Origin of the sequence: Phenylobacterium haematophilum (assembly GCF_014196295.1) — a bacterium.
GTDB lineage: Bacteria > Pseudomonadota > Alphaproteobacteria > Caulobacterales > Caulobacteraceae > Phenylobacterium > Phenylobacterium haematophilum.
This window is the reverse complement of record NZ_JACIDK010000004.1, coordinates 195,314-212,806: the sequence shown is the minus strand read 5'-3', so window position 1 is coordinate 212,806 and position 17,493 is coordinate 195,314. Positions and strand designations below refer to the sequence as shown.

At 68.1% G+C, this 17,493-nt stretch carries 17 protein-coding genes; 10 read left to right on the top strand and 7 right to left on the bottom strand.

Features of this window, described 5'->3' with window-relative positions; genetic code table 11:
* Positions 1–12 precede the first annotated feature (12 nt).
* From GGQ61_RS15155 to GGQ61_RS15145, 3 genes are all read left to right on the top strand, one after another.
* Positions 13–375, top strand: a complete 363-nt coding sequence (locus GGQ61_RS15155; protein WP_183774385.1) for a nuclear transport factor 2 family protein — start codon at positions 13–15, stop codon at positions 373–375.
* A gap of 267 nt (positions 376–642) precedes the next feature.
* Positions 643–1,404, top strand: coding sequence for an outer membrane protein (locus GGQ61_RS15150; protein WP_183774382.1), 762 nt, complete (start codon positions 643–645; stop codon positions 1,402–1,404).
* 83 nt (positions 1,405–1,487) lie between these two features.
* Complete coding sequence (locus GGQ61_RS15145) at positions 1,488–1,697, top strand: dodecin (protein WP_183774379.1); 210 nt, start codon at positions 1,488–1,490, stop codon at positions 1,695–1,697.
* Here the strand turns inward: GGQ61_RS15145 and GGQ61_RS15140 are convergent.
* Positions 1,684–2,337 carry a DsbA family protein gene (locus GGQ61_RS15140; RefSeq protein WP_183774376.1) on the bottom strand — a complete coding sequence of 218 codons (654 nt, stop codon included), beginning with the start codon at positions 2,335–2,337 and terminating at the stop codon, positions 1,684–1,686. The two genes, GGQ61_RS15145 and GGQ61_RS15140, sit on opposite strands and share 14 nt — an antisense overlap.
* 157 nt (positions 2,338–2,494) lie before the next feature.
* On the opposite strand from GGQ61_RS15140, the gene GGQ61_RS15135 reads away from it, so the two are divergent.
* The gene (locus tag GGQ61_RS15135) at positions 2,495–2,995 is read left to right on the top strand and encodes a GNAT family N-acetyltransferase (protein WP_183774373.1); all 501 of its coding nucleotides are present in this window, start codon (positions 2,495–2,497) and stop codon (positions 2,993–2,995) included.
* Positions 2,996–3,066: 71 nt separating this feature from the next.
* Here GGQ61_RS15135 and GGQ61_RS15130 read toward each other — a convergent pair whose 3' ends face one another.
* Entirely contained in the window at positions 3,067–3,672 is a 606-nt protein-coding gene (locus tag GGQ61_RS15130) for an FMN-dependent NADH-azoreductase (RefSeq protein ID WP_221221062.1), read from the bottom strand.
* 111 nt (positions 3,673–3,783) lie between these two features.
* On the opposite strand from GGQ61_RS15130, the gene GGQ61_RS15125 reads away from it, so the two are divergent.
* Positions 3,784–4,713: a LysR family transcriptional regulator gene (locus GGQ61_RS15125; RefSeq protein ID WP_183774368.1), complete on the top strand. Its 930-nt coding sequence runs from the start codon at positions 3,784–3,786 to the stop codon at positions 4,711–4,713.
* A gap of 66 nt (positions 4,714–4,779) precedes the next feature.
* On the opposite strand, the gene GGQ61_RS15120 is transcribed toward GGQ61_RS15125, so the two are convergent.
* From GGQ61_RS15120 to GGQ61_RS15105, 4 genes are all read right to left on the bottom strand, one after another.
* Complete coding sequence (locus tag GGQ61_RS15120) at positions 4,780–7,662, bottom strand: TonB-dependent receptor (protein WP_183774366.1); 2,883 nt, start codon at positions 7,660–7,662, stop codon at positions 4,780–4,782.
* Between the two features lie 399 nt (positions 7,663–8,061).
* Complete coding sequence (locus tag GGQ61_RS15115; protein WP_183774363.1) at positions 8,062–8,745, bottom strand: ParA family protein; 684 nt, start codon at positions 8,743–8,745, stop codon at positions 8,062–8,064.
* Between the two features lie 230 nt (positions 8,746–8,975).
* The gene (locus tag GGQ61_RS15110) at positions 8,976–9,575 is read right to left on the bottom strand and encodes a hypothetical protein (protein ID WP_183774361.1); all 600 of its coding nucleotides are present in this window, start codon (positions 9,573–9,575) and stop codon (positions 8,976–8,978) included.
* A gap of 21 nt (positions 9,576–9,596) precedes the next feature.
* On the bottom strand, positions 9,597–13,220 hold the full coding sequence (locus GGQ61_RS15105; protein ID WP_343056150.1) for a hydantoinase B/oxoprolinase family protein: 3,624 nt from the start codon (positions 13,218–13,220) through the stop codon (positions 9,597–9,599).
* Between the two features lie 70 nt (positions 13,221–13,290).
* Between GGQ61_RS15105 and GGQ61_RS15100 the strand changes: the two genes are divergently transcribed.
* The 5 genes from GGQ61_RS15100 to GGQ61_RS15080 all read left to right on the top strand — a co-directional run bounded on the left by GGQ61_RS15100 (position 13,291) and on the right by GGQ61_RS15080 (position 16,454).
* Complete coding sequence (locus tag GGQ61_RS15100; protein ID WP_183774356.1) at positions 13,291–13,986, top strand: J domain-containing protein; 696 nt, start codon at positions 13,291–13,293, stop codon at positions 13,984–13,986.
* 102 nt (positions 13,987–14,088) lie between these two features.
* Entirely contained in the window at positions 14,089–14,382 is a 294-nt protein-coding gene (locus GGQ61_RS15095) for a hypothetical protein (protein ID WP_183774354.1), read from the top strand.
* 11 nt (positions 14,383–14,393) lie between these two features.
* Positions 14,394–14,861 carry a GNAT family N-acetyltransferase gene (locus GGQ61_RS15090; RefSeq protein WP_183774351.1) on the top strand — a complete coding sequence of 156 codons (468 nt, stop codon included), beginning with the start codon at positions 14,394–14,396 and terminating at the stop codon, positions 14,859–14,861.
* Between the two features lie 73 nt (positions 14,862–14,934).
* The gene (locus GGQ61_RS15085) at positions 14,935–15,225 is read left to right on the top strand and encodes a putative quinol monooxygenase (protein ID WP_183774348.1); all 291 of its coding nucleotides are present in this window, start codon (positions 14,935–14,937) and stop codon (positions 15,223–15,225) included.
* 5 nt (positions 15,226–15,230) lie between these two features.
* Complete coding sequence (locus tag GGQ61_RS15080) at positions 15,231–16,454, top strand: acyl-CoA dehydrogenase family protein (protein WP_183774345.1); 1,224 nt, start codon at positions 15,231–15,233, stop codon at positions 16,452–16,454.
* A 365-nt stretch (positions 16,455–16,819) separates the two neighbouring features.
* On the opposite strand, the gene uraH is transcribed toward GGQ61_RS15080, so the two are convergent.
* Positions 16,820–17,266 (bottom strand): hydroxyisourate hydrolase, encoded by a 447-nt coding sequence (gene uraH, locus GGQ61_RS15075; protein ID WP_221221061.1) that lies wholly within the window; start codon positions 17,264–17,266, stop codon positions 16,820–16,822.
* Between the last annotated feature and the right edge of the window lie 227 nt (positions 17,267–17,493).

Here is a 17,493-nt window from a genome sequence, read left to right as displayed (position 1 = left end):
AGGAGCTGACCCATGACCACCGCCGCCGACATCGCCGAAATCTACATCGCCGCCTGGAACGAGACCGACGTCGCCGCCCGCCGGGCGATGATCGCCGACACCTGGACGGGAGACGCGGTCTATGTCGATCCGCTGGCCGCCGTCGAAGGCCACGCCGGGGTCGACGCCCTGATCGCAGGGGTGCAGGAGCGCTTCCCGGGCTTCCGGTTCGCCCTGATCGGCGAGCCCGACGGCCATGGCGACCATGTGCGCTTCTCCTGGGGTCTCGGGCCGGACGGAGTCGCCGACGCGCCGATCAAGGGCACTGACTATGTGCGGGTCGAGGACGGCCGGCTGAAGACCGTCACCGGCTTCCTGGACCAGGTTCCTGGCTGAGGACGCCAACCCGTTCATCGTTGGGGCGCGGCGTGCCGGAGCACGCCGCGCGCGCATGCTGCGTCGGGCCTGAGCGTTCCCTCGGGCATCAACCCGATCTGTGCGCCGACGGGGCGCGGCGCCACAATGAAGATGCTGGAGACCAATTCCGGCCACGCCTTCGAGCGCAACGCACGAGGATGCCCAGCTCGACCCCGGCGCTCCTTCGTCGGCGGCGGTCCCACCACCGGGCGCGATCTCACAACGTGAAAACGAGAGGGGATAGTGATGTCTCTCAGACTTGTTTTGGCGGCCGCCGGCTGCGCCAGCCTGCTCGCGCCCGCCTCGGCGCTTGCCCAGGACTATGATTGGACGGGCTTCTATTTCGGCGGGAACCTCGGCGCGAGCTGGGGCGACACTTCGATCAAGACCAGGATCGAGCGCGGCAACGGGGCCGCGCCCATCGACCCACGCGACGTCGCCGCGCTCAACGCGCCGATCTCCTCGGACGACAACGACACGGGTTTCACCGGAGGGATCCAGGGCGGCTACAACTATCAGAGCGGCAACTGGGTGTTCGGCCTGGAAACCGACGTCGGCTGGATGGACATCGGGCAGAGCCGCTCGAACTCGTTCGTCCTGCCGTCGGTGATCAACCCGCCGATCATGGCCACCATCAGCCAGGAAGTCAGCACCGACTGGGTCTGGACGCTGCGTCCGCGTATCGGCTGGGCGAGCGGTCCGTACATGCTCTACGGCACCGCGGGTCTGGCGATGTCGCAGGTGGAGGTGAAGGCGAGCTACGCCGACAACCGCGCGCTGGGGAACGCCGGCAGCTACAGCGACAAGAGCACCAAGACCGGCTGGGCGGCCGGGATCGGCGGCGCGTACGCCTTCAGCGACAACCTGTCGGCGCGCGGCGAGTGGCTCTACACCGACTTCGGCGACGTGCGGGCTTCCTGGGTGACGCCGAACGGCTACGCGGCGTTCACGACCGAGGCCGACGCGCGGGCGAACCTGCTGCGGGTCGGGATCGACTACAAGTTCTGACCCTTGGCGGCCGGCGTCCGTCGCCGGCCGCAACTTCGCGCCAATGCGGCCGTTCCTCCCTGCAGCGACAAGGGAGGCCCGCCATGGCCGACGACAATGTCTACAAGCTTCTGGAACTGGCGGGGTCGTCGACCTCGAGCGTGGAGGACGCCATCCAGACGGCGGTCTCCAAGGCCAGCGCCACGGTGCGCAACATCCGCTGGTTCGAGGTGATCCAGGTCCGCGGCCACGTGGAGGGGGGCAAGGTCGCCCACTATCAGGTGCTGCTGAAGGTCGGCTTTACGCTGGAGTAGCGGCGTCCGGCTCCGTGCCCAGCCACTGGTGCAGAACCGACAGCACCGCGGGCGCCGGCTGGTAGCCGCGGTTGACGATGCCGTAGTGGCCTTCCTCGTTCGGCCCGCCGACCAGGGTCGGGAAGCCTGTCACCCCGGCGCGCTGGGCGGTGGCGTAGTCGTTCCACGTCTCGTGCTTGAGGTCGTCGGTCTCGAAATCGGTGAGGAAGGCGTCGCGATCGACGCCGAACTCGGCCGCGAGGTCGGCCAGCACCTCCGCCTTGGTGACGTCGAGGCCCTCGGCGTAGAAGGCGTGATGCAGGCGGGCCAGGAACTGCACCGCCTTCTCACCGTCTTCGCGCCGGACGCGGACGACGGCGCGGGCGGCCGGATCAGTGTCGTAGAGGAAGCCCGGGCGGTCGAGAACGGCGTCGACGAACGGCAGGCCGGTGGCCTCGTGCACGTGCTCCCAGTGAATTTTCAGTTCGGTTTTCGCCTGTTCGGTGGTCGGCTTGTCGTTGCCAGGGCGAAGGCCGCCCATCACGAGCTGGATCGGCAGGGCGCGGCCGAAGGTGCGGCGGATCTGGGTGATCACCGGCGAGAAGCCGTAGCACCACGAGCACATCGGGTCGGCGAAGTAGATCAGGCGGGGCGTCTGCATGGCGGCATCCTCTCGTCGCATCTATGTAATGCGCAGGGGCCGCCTGGGCGAGCCGCTTGGAGACCACGATCCTTGAAGGCCTGACGCCGCGCCCATCGCGAACCAGTCCTCACCCGCGCCGGGCCGGCGCGGCGATCCCTCCTGACCGGGTTTCCAGATGATCCATATCCGCCCCGCCCGCGCCGACGAGATCGACCGCGTGCGTGAGACCGAACGGCTTTCAGCGAGCCGGTTTCTCGGAACTGACCGGGCCTGGCTGGCGCACGATGAACCGACCGACGCCGCGATCCTCGCCGCACGGATCGCGGCCGGCGGGCTGTTGGTCGCCGAGGATGAGGGCGCGGCGGTCGCCTTCGTGATGTTCCGCCCCGAGGACGGCTGCGCCTATGTCGAGCAGATCGACGTGCTGCCCAGCCATGCGCGGCGTGGGATCGGGGCGGCGCTTCTGGACGCCGTGGCGGACGTGGCGCGGCGGCGCGGCTGGCCGGCGCTGACGCTGTCGACCTTCAGGGACGTGCCGTTCAATGCGCCGTACTATGCACGGCTGGGCTTTCGCGTAGTCGAGGATCTGACGCCGGGCATGGTTCAGATCCGGGCCGAACACGAAGCGCGCGGACTCGATGAGACTGCGCGCGTGTTCATGCGTCGGGAAGTGTGACCGAGGGGGACCGCCTGTCTGGGCCGATGCGGGCGGTCCCCCTCCAGTCTCGGCGCGAGGCGCCGATCTTGTCAGGCCGTGAGCTTGGCCAGTTCCGCGCGGCTGTCGGCCACGGCCTGGTCGCGAGCATCAGGGCCGTAGCCGATCTTCTCGGCGCGGATGAAGGTCACGTCGGTCAGGCCGACAAAGCCGAGCAACTGGCGCAGGTAGGGCTCTTGGAAGTCCAGCGCCTGGGCCGGGCCTTCGCTGTAGAGACCGCCGCGGCTCTCGACGACGATCACCTTCTTGCCGGTCAGCAGGCCTTCGGGACCAGCTTCGGAATAGCGGAAGGTTTCGCCGGCGCGCAGCACGTGGTCGAACCAGGAGCGCAGGGTCGTGGGTACGCTGAAATTGTACATCGGCGCGCCGATGACGATGACGTCGGCCGCGCGCAGTTCGGCGATCAGCTTGTCGGAGAGGGCGCGGGCCTCTAGCTCGGCCGGGCTCGACGGCTGGGCGCGGACGCCGGCGACGGTGGACGGCAGCAGGTGCGGGATGGGATCGGCGGCGAGGTCGCGGAAGACGATCTGGGCGTGGGGATCGCGGGCGGTCAGCTCGGCGACGGCGTCGGCGACCAGCAGGCGCGAGATCGAGGCCTCGCCGCTGACGCTGCTGTTGAGAACGAGAATGTGGGTCAAGGCGCCCTCCAAGGCGTTGAGTGAATTCGACGCCGACAGAGGTGAGGTCTTGAAAGGCGCAACAGTAGCCCGATATTCCGCACCAGATTGTTGCATGGATGGGAACGCCAGATGCTCGACCTCGAGGATATCCAGGCCTTTGCGGAAGTGGCGGAGGCCCAGAGCTTCGGGCGCGCGGGCCAGCGGCTGGGGCTGTCGAAGTCGATGATCAGCCGCCGCGTGGCGAGGCTGGAGGCGGAACTGGGAACCCAGCTGCTCAGCCGTACGACGCGCGGGGTCTCGGTCACCGAGGCCGGGATCGAGTTCAAGGAGCGCGCCGACCGGGTGCTGGCCGAGCTGGAGGCCGCGCGCGACGACTTGGCCCAGCGCGGCGAGGAGATTGTCGGCAGCTTGCGGATCTCCGCGCCGCTGTCGTTCGGCATGACCCACCTGTCGGCGGTGCTGGCGGAGCTGGCGGTGCGCCATCCCAAGCTGCACGTCGAGGTTTCCTACAGCGACCGTTTCGTCGACCTCATCGGCGAGCGCTACGACGCGGCGGTGAGGATCGGGGTGCTGGAGGATTCCAGCCTGGTGGCGCGCAAGATCGCGCCGATCCGCGCTGCGGCTATCGCCAGCCCGGCCTTTCTGGAGGCGCACGGCGTGCCTGAGCGGCCTGAAGACCTCGACGGTCTGCCGGCGGTAATGAGCGGTTCGGAGGTCTGGCGCTTTCAGGACGGCAAACGCACGATCACCGTCCGTCCGGAAGGACGCTTCAAGGCCGATAACGGGCCGGCGATCCTGACCGCGGCGGTCGCGGGCCTGGGGGTGGCGATGCTGCCGACCTTCTTGGTCGGACCTTCGATCGACAAGGGCGAGGTGGTTCCGCTGCTGCTCGACTTCCCGGCCCCGCCTCTGGGTCTCTACGTCGTTCGCCCGCCGCCGGCCGCGCACATGTCGGGCAAGGTGCGCGCGCTCACCGAACTGATGCTGGAGAAATTCGGAGGCGAACCGTTCTGGGACGCCTGCTACGCGCGGCGGGTGGCCGAGGGCCTGCCGGTCTGACGGCCAAAAAAATAGGGCGGCTCCCTTAGGAGCCGCCCCAGTCAGCGTTCTCGAGGGGGAAGACCTCTAGAACTTCTTGGTGACGCCCAGCTTGTAGTACCGGCCCAGCGGGTTCGCCGTGAACGGGTCGTAGCTGAGGTCAAGACGGGCGAACGGGGGATCTTCGTCCAGCACGTTGATGACCGAGGCCGTCAGGGTCGTGTCCCAAGGCAGGAACACGCGATAGGCCAGGTCATGCGTGATGAAAGCGTCGATCTTGCGGCCGTTCTGGTTGGTCGCGAAGGTCGAGGAGCCGCCACGGGTGTCGACCATGTTGTCAACGTAGCGGACGGTCCAGCGCAGGTTGTGGTCGCCGCGGTTGTATTCGGCGAAGGCGCTGCCCTTCCACTGCGGCTGCGAGCCGTAGCCGAGGTAGTCCATGGTGCCGACGTAGTCGGTTTCCTTGGCGGTGACGATGCCCTCGATCGTGTTCTGAGCGACCACGTATTCGATGACGTAGGTGACGTCGGCGCCGAAGTTCATGTCGCCGCCGAAGACATCGCGGGCCGTGTAGTTGGCCGACAGGTCGATACCGCTGGTCTTCACGTCCGGACCGTTCACGAAGTAGTGGCGGACCCGGTTGATGTTCGCGGCCGAGCAGGCGCCGGTGAACGAAATGCGGTTCTGCAGCGCGGCGTAGGCCGGGTTGCCGCAGTTGTTCGCGCCCGCCGAGCCGTTCGGGAAGATCGCATTGACGATCTGCGAGCCGCTTTCCGACCGGATCGGACCCTCGAAGTCGAAGGACCAGTAGTCGACCGAAGCGCGGAAGTCGCCGAAGTCGAACAGGGCGCCGAGGTTCAGCGTCTTGGCCTTTTCCGGCTCCAGGTTCGGGTTGCCCCACAGGTCATAGGCGCGATAGCCGCCGGCCGCGGTGGTGTACGACAGGTTGGTCGTCGCGGTCGGAGCGATCTGGGTTTGCGGCGGGGCGCGGAAGGTCGAGCCGGCCGAGACGCGGAACGCCAGCCAGTCGGTGGCCTGCCACTTCAGAGCGACCTTCGGGTTGGTGGTCGCGCCGATGTTGCCGCCGTAGTCCTCGTAGCGGATCGCCAGGGTGCCGGTCAGGCTGTCGGTGAACGGCATCTGGGCTTCGACGAAGGCCGCGCCGACCGAGTAGTCGAGGTCGTAGTCGGCCAGGGCGCCGAAGAAGCTGAACGGACCGTTTTGAGCCACGCAGGTCGCGCCCGGGTTCACCGACGAGTCGGCGCAGGGGCTGACGGCGATGTTGGTGTCGTCGTTGTTCTGACGCTCCACGCCGCTCCAGCGGTACTGCGCACCCGCGGCCCAGGCCAGCGGGCCGGCGCCGAAGTCGACGCTGCCCACTTCGCCGTTGAACACCAGGTCGGCGGTGAACATGCGCGAGCGCTGCTTGTAGCCGTACTCACCGAAGATGTAGTCGAGCACTTCGCGGCTGTTGGCCGTGGAGGCGACGTAGCCCGGGTTGGTGCGGCCGTCGATCACGTTGCCTTCGACGCCGGTCGAGAACGGGTTGAACCACAGACAGCCGTTGGCGCCCGGGGTCGTGCCCTGGCAGTTGGCGCCGCCGAAGCCCATCATCGCGCGCTGCAGCTTGCCGACCAGGATGTCGGACGTCGCCACGTCGGAGTTGGAGTCCATGTAGGTGACGGCCGCGTCCCAGCCGATGCCGCCGCCGAAGTCGAACTCGCCCTTCAGGCCGGCCGACAGGCGGTAGGTCTCGAAGTAGCGACGGTCGTGCTTGGCGCCGCCGCCGAACAGGTCGTTGCCGCCGACGCCGATCGGACGCCAGGCCACGGTGGTGAACAGGCCGTTGGCCGCAGCCGCGGCCTGGGCCGGGGTCATCTGGCCGAGCAGCGCCTGCAGGCCCGGGTTGGCCGCCGGGATGAAGAAGCCGTTGGGCTGGATCTTGCCGGTCAGCGCCGAGGTCGGATAGTTGTTCGGCGGATACGACGGCGAGGAGTGTTCCTGGGGCACGTCGTGCGCCGCGTACAGAACTTCGGCGTGGAACTTGGTCTTCTCGGTGAGGTCGAAGTTGATCTCGCCGTACAGCTGCCAGTGTTCTTCTTCTTCAATCAGGTTGTTGAAGCCGATGAACTGGAATTGGCAGCCGGTCGACGTGGCCGGGCCCGAGATGGTGGCGCAGGCCGGGTCGAGCAGCGGGTTGGTGTAAGTCACGCCGCCGTTGGCGCTGGTCAGGTAGAGGCCGGGGTTGCCGAAGCTCGACCAACCGCCTTGCGGGTTGTCGGTGAGCGAACGCATCGCGAAGTCGCGCTCGGTGACCGGCAGCGGGGTGCGCTTGCGGTAACCGGCGGTCAGCAGGATGTCGGCGTTATCGCCTTGCCAGCCGTAGGCGGCGCTGACCGTATAGTCGCCGTCGGTGCCGTCGATGTACGAGTAGTTGCCCGCGACTTCGAGGCCCGAGAAGTTCTTGCGGGTGATGAAGTTCACGACGCCGGCGACGGCGTCGGAGCCGTAGGTCGCGGCGGCGCCGTCCTTCAGCACTTCCACGCGGCCGATGGCGGCCGTCGGGATCATGTTGGTGTCGACATAGATCGCGCCGGGCGAGATCGCCATGCGGCGGCCGTTCATCAGCACCAGGGTCCGCTCGGCGCCGAGGCCGCGCAGGTTGACGTTGCCCACGCCCGTGGATTGGGCGGCGGCGTACTGGTTGGCTTCGCCGAGAACCCCGGACACCGCCGGGATCGACTTCAGCAGGTCGACCGTGCTGGGCGAGCCTTGCTTCTGCATTTCGTCCTGGCCGATCACGTTGACCGGGAGGGCGGCGTTTTCAGGCGTGCCGGCGATGAACGAGCCGGTGACCACGACTTCTTCAACCGCCGTGGCTTCGTCTTGCGCGCTGGCAGGGCCGGCGAGCCCGAGGACCGCCAGGAGCGCGAGGGAGGAGGCTCCTGCGAGGTACCTACAATGCAACATACGTTTCCCCTAATATAACTACGTTATACGTCGAATTGTCGTCTTAACGTGGCGGATGAAAGAGCGGCGAAGCCCCGGAAACGCAAGTCTCTTTTCCGTCACGGATAGAATAACGCCGCTAGATCGACGTAATCGAATGCCGTTATCGCAAAAACGGCGTTCGAATTTTCGACGTAAACGCTAAATCGTACCGGTGATTCGAAATTGGCACGAATTTCCTCATAAAAATCAGTGCGCAGTTTTGATCTGTCCGTCGAATTGGCTCTGGCGCCCGAAAATGTCGCTTCCGCGCCACAGCTGCGAAGATTCAGCTTCAACGGCCCGGTATGCTGCAAGTTCAGGCGTGTAGACACTGTTCGCCGAGAATCCTGGCGAGCGTTCAGGATTCCGCCAGGCGGATTAGTTTGACGCTTCGGTAGGTTTCGCCAGCAAATCGAGCACCGAGACGAGGTAGGCCTCGGCGTTGGCGCGGGCCGCGGGAACGCCGCTGACTCCGCTGGCTTCGAGCCGGTCGAAGCCGCCGCCGACCGCGAACAGAGTGCGGAAGGCTTCCTTTTCGATCAGCGGAGTCGGCAGGATCTCGATCTCGCTGGTTCGCAGCTGGGCCACGACCTCCTTCAGCGAGCGCGGGCGCAGGGCGGCCGGCACGCGGGTCAGCAGGCAGCGATGGGGCAGGGGGCGGCCGGCCCTGCGCCCGAATTGGGTGACCATCTCGGCGGCCTTGATCGCCTGGATCGCTTCGAGCTGCGAGGCCGCGAGCGGGGTGACCACCAGGTCCAGGCGCATGGTCGTGAAGGCCATGGCGCCGCGGATCGACCCCTCGGTGTCGAGGATCAGCCAGTCGGGCTGTTTGCGCTGGGCCTCGCGCAGGGCGTCGCGCATGTCTTCCATGGTCGGGGCGGGATGAATGCTGACCTTGTCCGGCCGACCGGGCAGCGAGGCCCAGTGCACCAGCGGCTTGTTGGGGTCGGAATCGATCATCGCCACGCGATGCCCGCGCTCGACGAGGCCGAGGGCGAGCAGCAGCGCGGCGGTGGTCTTCCCCGCGCCTCCCTTCGGATTGACAAAGGCGACTGTCGGCAAGCCGGTCTCTCTTTGAGGCGCCCCCGCCGGGCCTGGACGTCAACCATAAAGGTCCGCGCCCAGACTATCGAGACGCTATGGGGCGCTACTTTGTCCTAGGCGTGATTGAAACGGTTCGGATCCACCCGGGGGAGGGGCGGCGCGGCGCATAACGCCGATACGCAGAGGGAGCGCTCCGCCGTGGAGGAGTCAAGCTCCGCGGCGAAACGTCCCCAGAGGAGTCGCGCCGATCAGCTGGTGGGGGCTTCGGCCGGAGGCGGGGCCTCCGGCGCGGCGGCCGCTTCCAGCCCGGCGGTCGGGTCGAAAGCGGCGCCCAGCAGCTTGGCGTTCTTTTCCAGGCGTTCGGCGGTGGGGCCGCAGCGCACCGGCAGCGACCAGCTCATCCATTCCTGGGCGAGGCGGGCCTTGGTCAGGTTCGGGGCGCCAGCCCAGACCGCCTGGCCTTTCTTGATCGCCGCCGCGCCGATCGGGCCGAGCGGCCGGATGCTGGCCTTCTCGGCGGTCTCGATGGCGCGCTCGAAGGTCTTCAGGTCCTTGCGGCTCTGCTTCTGCATGTCGGCATAGACCTTCAGGTCCTCCGCCAGCGAGCGGCCCGGCGGGCGATAGGTGCTCTCGATGCGTGTCACCTCGGGCATCACCTGGTCGTGGAGGTCGAGATAGCCGCTCAGCGCGCCGTGGCACCAGGAGACCAGCCCGTAGTCGTCGCGCGGCGCGCCCACCGGCCAGGGCAAGTCGGCGACCCCGTCGGGCGTCGCGGGCGCAGCCGCGGCGGCCGGCTCGGCGGCCTGGTCGACGGCCAGAAGGGCGAGAGCGATGAGTAGCGCTGGCATGGAACCTCGTTGAAGACTGGATCAGGCGGCCCCGAAACCCCCGCCCCCGGGGGTCTCGATCTCGATGACGTCGTCGGGCTCGACTGTAAGTGAAAAACAGCCCGGCAGTTCCTTTACCGCGCCGTCGGCGCCGATCAAACGCTGGACGCCAGGCAAGGCGGCCCCGCCGCCGGCGATTCCCTGGGGCGGGTGGTCGCGGCGGGTGGAGAGCAGGGCGGCCTCCATGGGGGCCAGGAAGCGGATGCGGCGGAGCGCGCCGTCACCGCCCGGCCGGGCGCCGGCGCCGGCCGAGCCGCGGCGGATGGCGAAGGCCTCGACCCGGACCGGGAAGCGGCGCTCGAGAATCTCCGGGTCGGTCAGGCGCGAATTGGTCATGTGGGTGTGCACCGCGCTGGTCCCGGCCTGCTGCGCGGTGGCGCCTGCCCCGCCGCAGATGGTCTCGTAATACTGGCGGGTCTCGTCGCCGAAGGTGAAGTTGTTCATCGAGCCCTGGGCGTTGGCCATGACCCCCAGCGCCGCATAGAGCGCGTCGACGACGTGTTGGCTGGTCTCGACATTGCCGGCGACGACCGCGGCCGGATAATGAGGGGCCAGCATCGAGCCTTCGCGGGTCAGGATCTTCAGCGGCTCCAGGCAACCGGCGTTCAGTGGGATGTCGTCGTCGACCAGGCTGCGGAAGACATAGAGCGCGGCGGCGTCGACGATCGCCGAGGGAGCGTTGAAGTTCGAGCCGAGCTGGCCGGCCGACTCGCGGAAGTCGAGCACGGCCTCGCCGGCGGCCGCATCGACTGTGGTGCGCACGACGATTTCGCCGCCGCCGTCCATCGGCACGCGGGCGACGCCGTCCTTGAGCTTGCCGACCGCTCGGCGGACCGAGGCGGCGGCGTTGGCCTGGACGAAGCCCATATAGGCCGCGACTGCGTCGCCGCCGAACGTCTCGATCATGCCGCTGACCGCCGCGGCGCCGGCCTGGCAGGCGGCGATCTGGGCCTTGAGATCGGCGAGATTGCGGTCCGGCGCGCGGGACGGATAGCGCCCGGCGGTCAGGGCCGCGCGCACGGCGTCCTCCAGGAAGACGCCGCCGCTCATGATCGGCAAGGCGTCGAGCAGCACGCCTTCCTCCTCCAGCGTATGGGAGAAGGGCGGCATCGAGCCCGGCTGGACGCCGCCGACGTCGGCGTGGTGGCCGCGCGCGGCGACGTAGAAGGCGGGGCGGGCTGCGTCGGCCACGAACACCGGCATCACGACGGTGATGTCAGGGAGGTGCGTGCCGCCGGCGTAGGGGTTGTTCAGCGCGAAGGCGTCGCCTGGCTTCAGGGTCGGGTGGCGGTCGCGGACGGCGCGGACGCTGGCGCCCATCGAGCCCAGGTGCACGGGCATGTGCGGGGCGTTGGCGACGAGGCCGCCGTCCAGGTCGAACAGCGCGCAGGAGAAGTCGAGCCGCTCCTTGATGTTGACCGAGTGGGCGGTGCGCTCCAGCGCCGCGCCCATGGCCTCCGCCACGCCCATGAAGCGCTTGTTGAAGAGCTCGAGCGTGACCGGATCGGGCTTGTCGAGCGCCAGGGCCGCGACCTCGCGGCGGCCTGCCCGCTCCAGGCGCACCATGCCGTCAGGGCCGGGCGCGGCGGTCCAGCCGGGGGAGAGCGCGATCTGGGTGTCGGCGCGCACGATCAGGGCCGGGCCTTCGGCGGCGGTGAGCTCGTCTGCGGCGATGATCGGCGCGTCGCGCCAGGCGCCGTGGAAGAACATGCGGGTGTGCTCAATTGCTCCCCCGTTGGGCGAGCTGTCGGCCGACCGGGCGACCGACGGGGAATTCTGAGGTTGCCCCTCCGTCTCGCCGCGTTGCGGCGATCCACTTCCCACAGCGGGGGAGGAATTGGCGGCCTCGCTTACCGCTTCGGCTTCGACCGAGGCGATGATGATCGGGAGGTTCGCCTCGATGAAGCCGAACATCCGCTTATGAGCGGTCTCGAACTCGGCGCGGACCCGCTCCAGCGGGCCGAGGGCGACGGGCAGTTCGGCGTCGGCGCCGTCATAGCGCAGGCGCAGGACGCGGCGGATCTCGCCGGCCTCTGCGCCCTGTTCGGCGAGGGCGGCGCGCGCGGCGGCCTGCGCCTGCTCCGCCGCCGTCCGGGCGCGCTCCAGTCCGGCGACGTCGAGGTGCGCGCCCAGGCCGACCTGGCGCAGGCTGGCGAGCTGGGCCTGGCCGATGCCCCAGGCCGAGAGCACGCTGCCGTAGCGCGGACAGATCACCTGCGAGGGGCCCAGCGCCTCGGCGACCTCGCAGGCCACCTGGCCGGCGGCGCCGCCGAAGGCGGTCAGGACGTGGTCGCGCGGGTCGAAGCCGCGTTCGGTCGAGATGCGGTCGGTGGCCCGCGCCATCTGCTCGACGGCGATGGCGACGAAGCCCTCAGCGGCCGCTTCGACGCTTTCAGCGCCCATGGCGTCGGCGAGCTTCTGCAGCGCGGCGCGGGCGGCGGCGATGTCGAGCGGGGCGTCGGCGTTGGGCCCGAAGATCGACGGAAAGAAGCGCGGGTCCAGCCGGCCGAGCACCAGGTTGGCGTCGGTGACGGTGGCCGGGCCGCCGCGGCCATAGGCGGCGGGGCCGGGATCGGCGCCGGCGCTCTGCGGGCCGACGCGGGCGCGCAGGCCGTCGAAGGCCAGGATCGAGCCGCCGCCAGCGGCGACGGTCTCGACGTCGAGCATCGGGCTGCGCAGCTTGACGCCGGCGACCTTGGCGCTGTCGCGGCGCTCCAGCAGGCCGGCGTAACGACAGACGTCGGTCGAGGTGCCGCCCATGTCGAAGCCCAGCGCCTGCTCGGCGCCGGCGATCTGCGCGGTGCGGGCGACGCCGACCACGCCGCCGGCCGGGCCGGAGACCACCGCGTCGCGGCCGCGGAACGCCTGGGCGTGCACCAGGCCGCCGGCCGACGTCATGAAGTAGAGCGGCGCGCCCTGGACCGCGCTCGCCACGCGCTCGACATAGGCCTGCAGGATTGGGGTCAGGTAGGCGTCGGCGACGGTGGTCTCGGCCCGCGGCACGAAGCGGGGTAGGGGCGAGACCTCGTGGCTGAGGGCGACGAAATCGAAGCCCGCCTGGCGCGCCAGTTCGCCGGCGCGGCGCTCGTGGGCGGGATTGAGGTCGGCGTGCAGGAAGGCGACGGCCGCCGAGGTGAAGCCCTCGGCGCGGGCCTGGCGCAAGGACGCCATCAGCGCGGCCTCGTCGAGCGCGGCGACCACCGAACCGTCGGCGGCCAGCCGCTCGGCCGCCTCGACCACGCTGGAATAGAGCGGGGCGGGCCGCTCAATGTTGAGCGCGAAGAGGTCGGGGCGGGCCTGGTCGCCGATGACCAAGGCGTCGGCGAAGCCCTCGGTGACGACCAGCAGCGTCTTGGCCCCGGCCCGCTCCAGCAGGGCGTTGGTGGCCACGGTCGTGCCCATCTTGATCGCCCGCACGCGCGCGGCGGGGAAGGGCTCGCCGGCCTTCGCGCCCAGCACCCGGCGCATCGCCTCGACGGCGGCGTCGGCATAGGCTGGCGAGGCCGAGAGCAGCTTCAAGGAGACTTCCTGGCCGTCGTCGGCGCGGGCGATCACGTCGGTGAACGTGCCGCCGCGATCGATCCAGAAGCTCCAAAGCCTGTCCAAACTGTAACCTTTCGCGGGGGCGATCTGCATTGTCAGGACCGACTCCGGGCCTTACAGCTTGGATACTCCCATGAGCTTCTGGCGCAACATTGCTGGGCTCGCAGTCAAGAAGCCCGATGCGGGCGACTGCGCCGATTGTCCTGCCACCCGGCCGGGCGAGGATCCCGCCTTTTCCACCGCCGTCACCGCGCTCGGCGCGAAGCTGGCCAAGGCCGACGGCCGCGCCAGCATCGGCGAGTTCGACGCCTTTTCGCAGGTGTTCCAGCCGGACGCCGCGTCCGAGCGCAACATCCACCGGCTGTACGACCTAGCCCGCCAAACGACGCGCGGCTTCGAGAGCTATGCGCGGCGACTGGCCAAGCGCTACGCCGGCTGCCCGACTCTGCTGGAGGACGTGCTCGACGGCCTGTTCCACATCGCCGCCGCCGACGGCGTGGTGAGCCAGGACGAGCTCGAATACCTGGAGCAGGTCTCGGACCTGTTCGGCTTCTCGCCGCTGGTGTTTCGCCGGCTGAAGGCCGTGCACCTGGGCATCGGCGCGGACGACCCCTATGGCGTGCTCGACGTGGCGCACGACGCCTCCGACGCCGAGGTCCGCGCGGTCTGGAAGGCGGCGCTGTCGGAGGCGCACCCCGACCGGGCCCGCGCCCGCGGCCTGCCCAGCGAGTTCATCGAGGTCGCCGAAGCCAAGTCTGCGGCGATCAACGCCGCGTTTGACGAAATCATGCGCGAACGGCGGGCGATGGCGCTCGAAGGGGCGGCATGATGCCGCCACTTTATTGTGTTCTGACCGGTTCTCGTTGACGTCGGGGATCGTCCGACGGAATTATCCGTTTAGCCGTAACAAGCGGCGCCCTTGAGGAAGCTCATGGTTCGCGAATTCGCCAGGAAGCACGGGTCCACCCTTCGCGGTCTCGCAGCGGTCGGAGGGGCTCTGGCCACCGTCGCCGCCATCGCGGTCGGTGCGGTGCTCGCCGTCTTCTTTGCAGCCACGGTGGTGGTGATCGCGGTCATGGCTTCGGCGCTGTTGGCGCTCGCGGGGCTCGCCCTGCGCGCCAAAAAGGCCCGCGCCACGCGCCGCGACGATGGCGTGATCGAAGCGCGCCACCTGGGCGGTCACCACTGGGTGGCCTACGGCTGGAACGAGCGCCAGGGCCGCTAGGCCCTGATCCCATGTACATCCTGAGGTCCTTCCGCCCCGGCGACGAAGCCGGGGTGATCGCCGTGCTTGACGACACCTTCGAGTCCACCTGGGGTCCTCAGTTGCTGCCGGAGGTGCTGGCCCGCCGCCGCCGCGAGCAGCCGGCAAGGGCCTATGTGGCGGAGATGGGCGCGGCCTTCGTCCTGGCGGTCGAGGGCGACCAGGTCCTGGGCATGGTCCACTGGGCGGGAGACTTCGTGCACGCGCTGCACGTCGTCGGCGCGGCCCAGCGGCGCGGGGTCGGGAAGGCGCTGCTGGCCCACGCCGAGCAGGCGATGGCTGCAGCGGGGGAGGTCTCGGCGCGGCTGGAGACCGACACCTTCAACACCCGTTCGCGGGCGTTCTACGCGGCGCTGGGCTATCGCGAGATCGACAGCTATCCCGACCTGGAATGGGAGAGCGGCCTGACGACGCTGCTGCTGGAAAAGCCGCTGGGTTGACCCAGCGTCGCCGCTTGCCCGACGGCCACGCCGCCTCTAGGCTCCCATTCAAACAATCGTTGGGAGAAACGGCATGATCGGCGTGGTGGCGACCCTCAAGGTCCAGGACGGCAAGCAAGCAGAATTCGAGGCGATCTTCACCGATCTCGCCAAGCAGGTCCGGGCCAACGAGCCGGGCAACATCGTCTATCAGCTGACCAAGAGCCGCACCGACGCGACAGTCTACAAGGTGCTGGAGCTCTACAAGGACGAGGACGCCCTGAAGGCTCACGGCGGCACCGACTACTTCAAGGCCGCCGGCGCGAAGATGGGCCCCTGCATGGGTGGACGCCCCGAGATCGAATACCTCGACGCCGTGGAGTAGGGATCATGGATCTCGAATTCTCGAAGGAAGACCTGGCGTTCCGTGACGAGGTTCGGGCCTTTATCGCAGAGGCCTTCGATGACGACATGCGCGCCCGTTCTGCGCAGTCGAAGAACGGCCACATCGACAAGGCGGGCCAGGTCCGCTGGCTCAAACGGCTTAACGAGAAGGGCTGGATCGCCCCTGATTGGCCGAAGGAATACGGCGGCACCGGCTGGAGTCACGCCCAGAAGTACATCTTCGACATGGAGATGGCCCTGGCCGGCGCGCCCTCGACCTCGAACATGGGGCTCAAGATGTGCGCCCCGGTGGTGATGGCTTTCGGGACCCCCGAGCAGAAGGCCCAGCATCTCCCGAAGATCCTCTCCACCGACGTCTGGTGGTGCCAGGGCTATAGCGAGCCGGGTTCGGGGTCGGACCTCGCTTCGCTGTCCATGAAAGCTGAGAGGGACGGTGATCATTACGTCCTAAACGGTTCAAAAATTTGGACAACGTACGCCCAGTGGGCCGACTGGATGTTCTGTTTGGTGCGGACCTCGAACGAGGATATCCGTCAGAAGGGCATCTCGTTCCTGCTGCTTGAGATGAACACGCCCGGCATCACGATCGTGCCGCTGCCGACCCTGGACGGCCCGCCCGAGGGCGACCAGGAGATCAACCAGGTGTTCTTCGAGAACGTCCGGGTGCCGGTCTCCAACCGCATCGGCGAGGAAGGCCAAGGCTGGACCTACGCCAAGTACCTGCTGCAGTTCGAGCGCGGCAATCCGTACGCGGCGGGTCTGACCAACCAGCTGAACAAGGTGCGCAAGATCGCCAGTCTTGAGCCCTCGGACGGCGGCGGGCGGATGATCGACGACCCCGACTTCCGCAAGAAGCTCAGCGAGATGCAGATCAAGGTGGATGTGCTGAACGCCACCGAGCTGCGGATGTTCTCGGCGCGCTCCTCCGGGGAGGCGATGGGGGCGGCGTCCTCCATGCTGAAGCTGGAAGGCAGCCAGGCGCAGCAGGCGGTGACCGAACTGGCGCTGGAGGCAGCGGGGATCTACGCCCAGCCGTTCGTGCGCGACACCTGGGCCGAGATCCGCGGTGAGCGCAACGAACCGCGGGCCGGTCCGGACTATGCGGCGACCATCGCGCCGACCTACTTCAACTACCGCAAGACTTCGATCTACGCGGGCTCCAATGAGATCCAGCACAACATCATGGCCAAGATGGTGCTGGGGCTGTAGCGGGCGGTTTCGGCAGGTTGCGGGTTGCCCGTAACCTGCTGAAAACGAATGAAAAAGCTGTTTCGCTTGGGTGCGCTGCCCGCGACCTGTTTGCGGCCTATCTAGCCGCCAGGTCGCAAATCGAGTGAACGTCGCAGCCATCAAACTCACGATCGGAGTTTACTCTCGGGAGTTCGGGCTGTCGGCTGCGCGGGCCGGGAGGGGGCGAGAGCACATCGATGGCCCGTGCTGCTTATGGCTGATCTACGCCCCAAAATGGCGGGAGCTATTGGCTGGACCCACCTAATTCCCAACGAGGGGCCTCGATCGGGTAGCCGCCGCCGCGGTCCGCGCTGGGGCGGCGGCTGTGGCTTCACTTGGCGGTTTCAGTTGCCGCGATAGGTGCTGTAGCCGAACGGGCTGACAACGACGGGAACGTGATAGTGAAGCGTGGGGTCAGTCACGCGAAACACGACATCGATCTGAGGGAAGAAAGCCGTGGCGCCCGTCGCTCCATAAGCTGACATGTCGAAGGTCAGCTTATAGGTGGCTGCCTGGGCCTGAATGGCGTCGCCGAAGGAGCGTACCCGGCCGTTCTCGTCTGTCTTGGCGTTGGCCAGTTCACGCCAGTTGCCGTCGGCTTGCTTGATTTCAAGGGTCACGGGCACGTCCCGTCCGCCGACCCCGCGAGCCAAGTCCAGCACATGGGTCGAGATGCCCTCCGCCGAGGCGGCCGTGGCGGAAAGGGACAGGCCGGCGCACAGGCCAGCCAAGGCATAAGATCGCATCGAGACCTCCAATGACAACGCGCTGCGTCGGTAGTCTGCGACCATGTCGTAAGCATGGCCGTGTGAGGGCCCGAGGCCATGGCGCTAGCCAAGCTCGTCATTCCGCAGCGCATGCTCGCCGTTCGCATCGTTCTATAAAAGCGAACGATTTTCTCCACACAATGAATTTCCAAGAATGGCTTCACGTGCATAGGAGACAGGTCGCCTTCACGACGGAGACGACACGTGACTTGGATTGCCTGGCTCGCCGCGCTGGCGCCGCTCGCCTATCT

Coding starts and splice junctions, on each gene's coding strand:
- GGQ61_RS15155 (WP_183774385.1), top strand. CDS start 13: ATGACCACCGCCGCCGACATCGCCGAAATCTACATCGCCGCCTGGAAC.
- GGQ61_RS15150 (WP_183774382.1), top strand. CDS start 643: ATGTCTCTCAGACTTGTTTTGGCGGCCGCCGGCTGCGCCAGCCTGCTC.
- GGQ61_RS15125 (WP_183774368.1), top strand. CDS start 3,784: ATGCTCGACCTCGAGGATATCCAGGCCTTTGCGGAAGTGGCGGAGGCC.
- GGQ61_RS15110 (WP_183774361.1), bottom strand. CDS start 9,575: ATGCCAGCGCTACTCATCGCTCTCGCCCTTCTGGCCGTCGACCAGGCC.
- GGQ61_RS15120 (WP_183774366.1), bottom strand. CDS start 7,662: ATGTTGCATTGTAGGTACCTCGCAGGAGCCTCCTCCCTCGCGCTCCTG.
- GGQ61_RS15135 (WP_183774373.1), top strand. CDS start 2,495: ATGATCCATATCCGCCCCGCCCGCGCCGACGAGATCGACCGCGTGCGT.
- GGQ61_RS15140 (WP_183774376.1), bottom strand. CDS start 2,337: ATGCAGACGCCCCGCCTGATCTACTTCGCCGACCCGATGTGCTCGTGG.
- GGQ61_RS15095 (WP_183774354.1), top strand. CDS start 14,089: ATGGTTCGCGAATTCGCCAGGAAGCACGGGTCCACCCTTCGCGGTCTC.
- GGQ61_RS15145 (WP_183774379.1), top strand. CDS start 1,488: ATGGCCGACGACAATGTCTACAAGCTTCTGGAACTGGCGGGGTCGTCG.
- GGQ61_RS15085 (WP_183774348.1), top strand. CDS start 14,935: ATGATCGGCGTGGTGGCGACCCTCAAGGTCCAGGACGGCAAGCAAGCA.
- GGQ61_RS15090 (WP_183774351.1), top strand. CDS start 14,394: ATGTACATCCTGAGGTCCTTCCGCCCCGGCGACGAAGCCGGGGTGATC.
- GGQ61_RS15100 (WP_183774356.1), top strand. CDS start 13,291: ATGAGCTTCTGGCGCAACATTGCTGGGCTCGCAGTCAAGAAGCCCGAT.
- GGQ61_RS15080 (WP_183774345.1), top strand. CDS start 15,231: ATGGATCTCGAATTCTCGAAGGAAGACCTGGCGTTCCGTGACGAGGTT.
- uraH (WP_221221061.1), bottom strand. CDS start 17,266: ATGGTCGCAGACTACCGACGCAGCGCGTTGTCATTGGAGGTCTCGATG.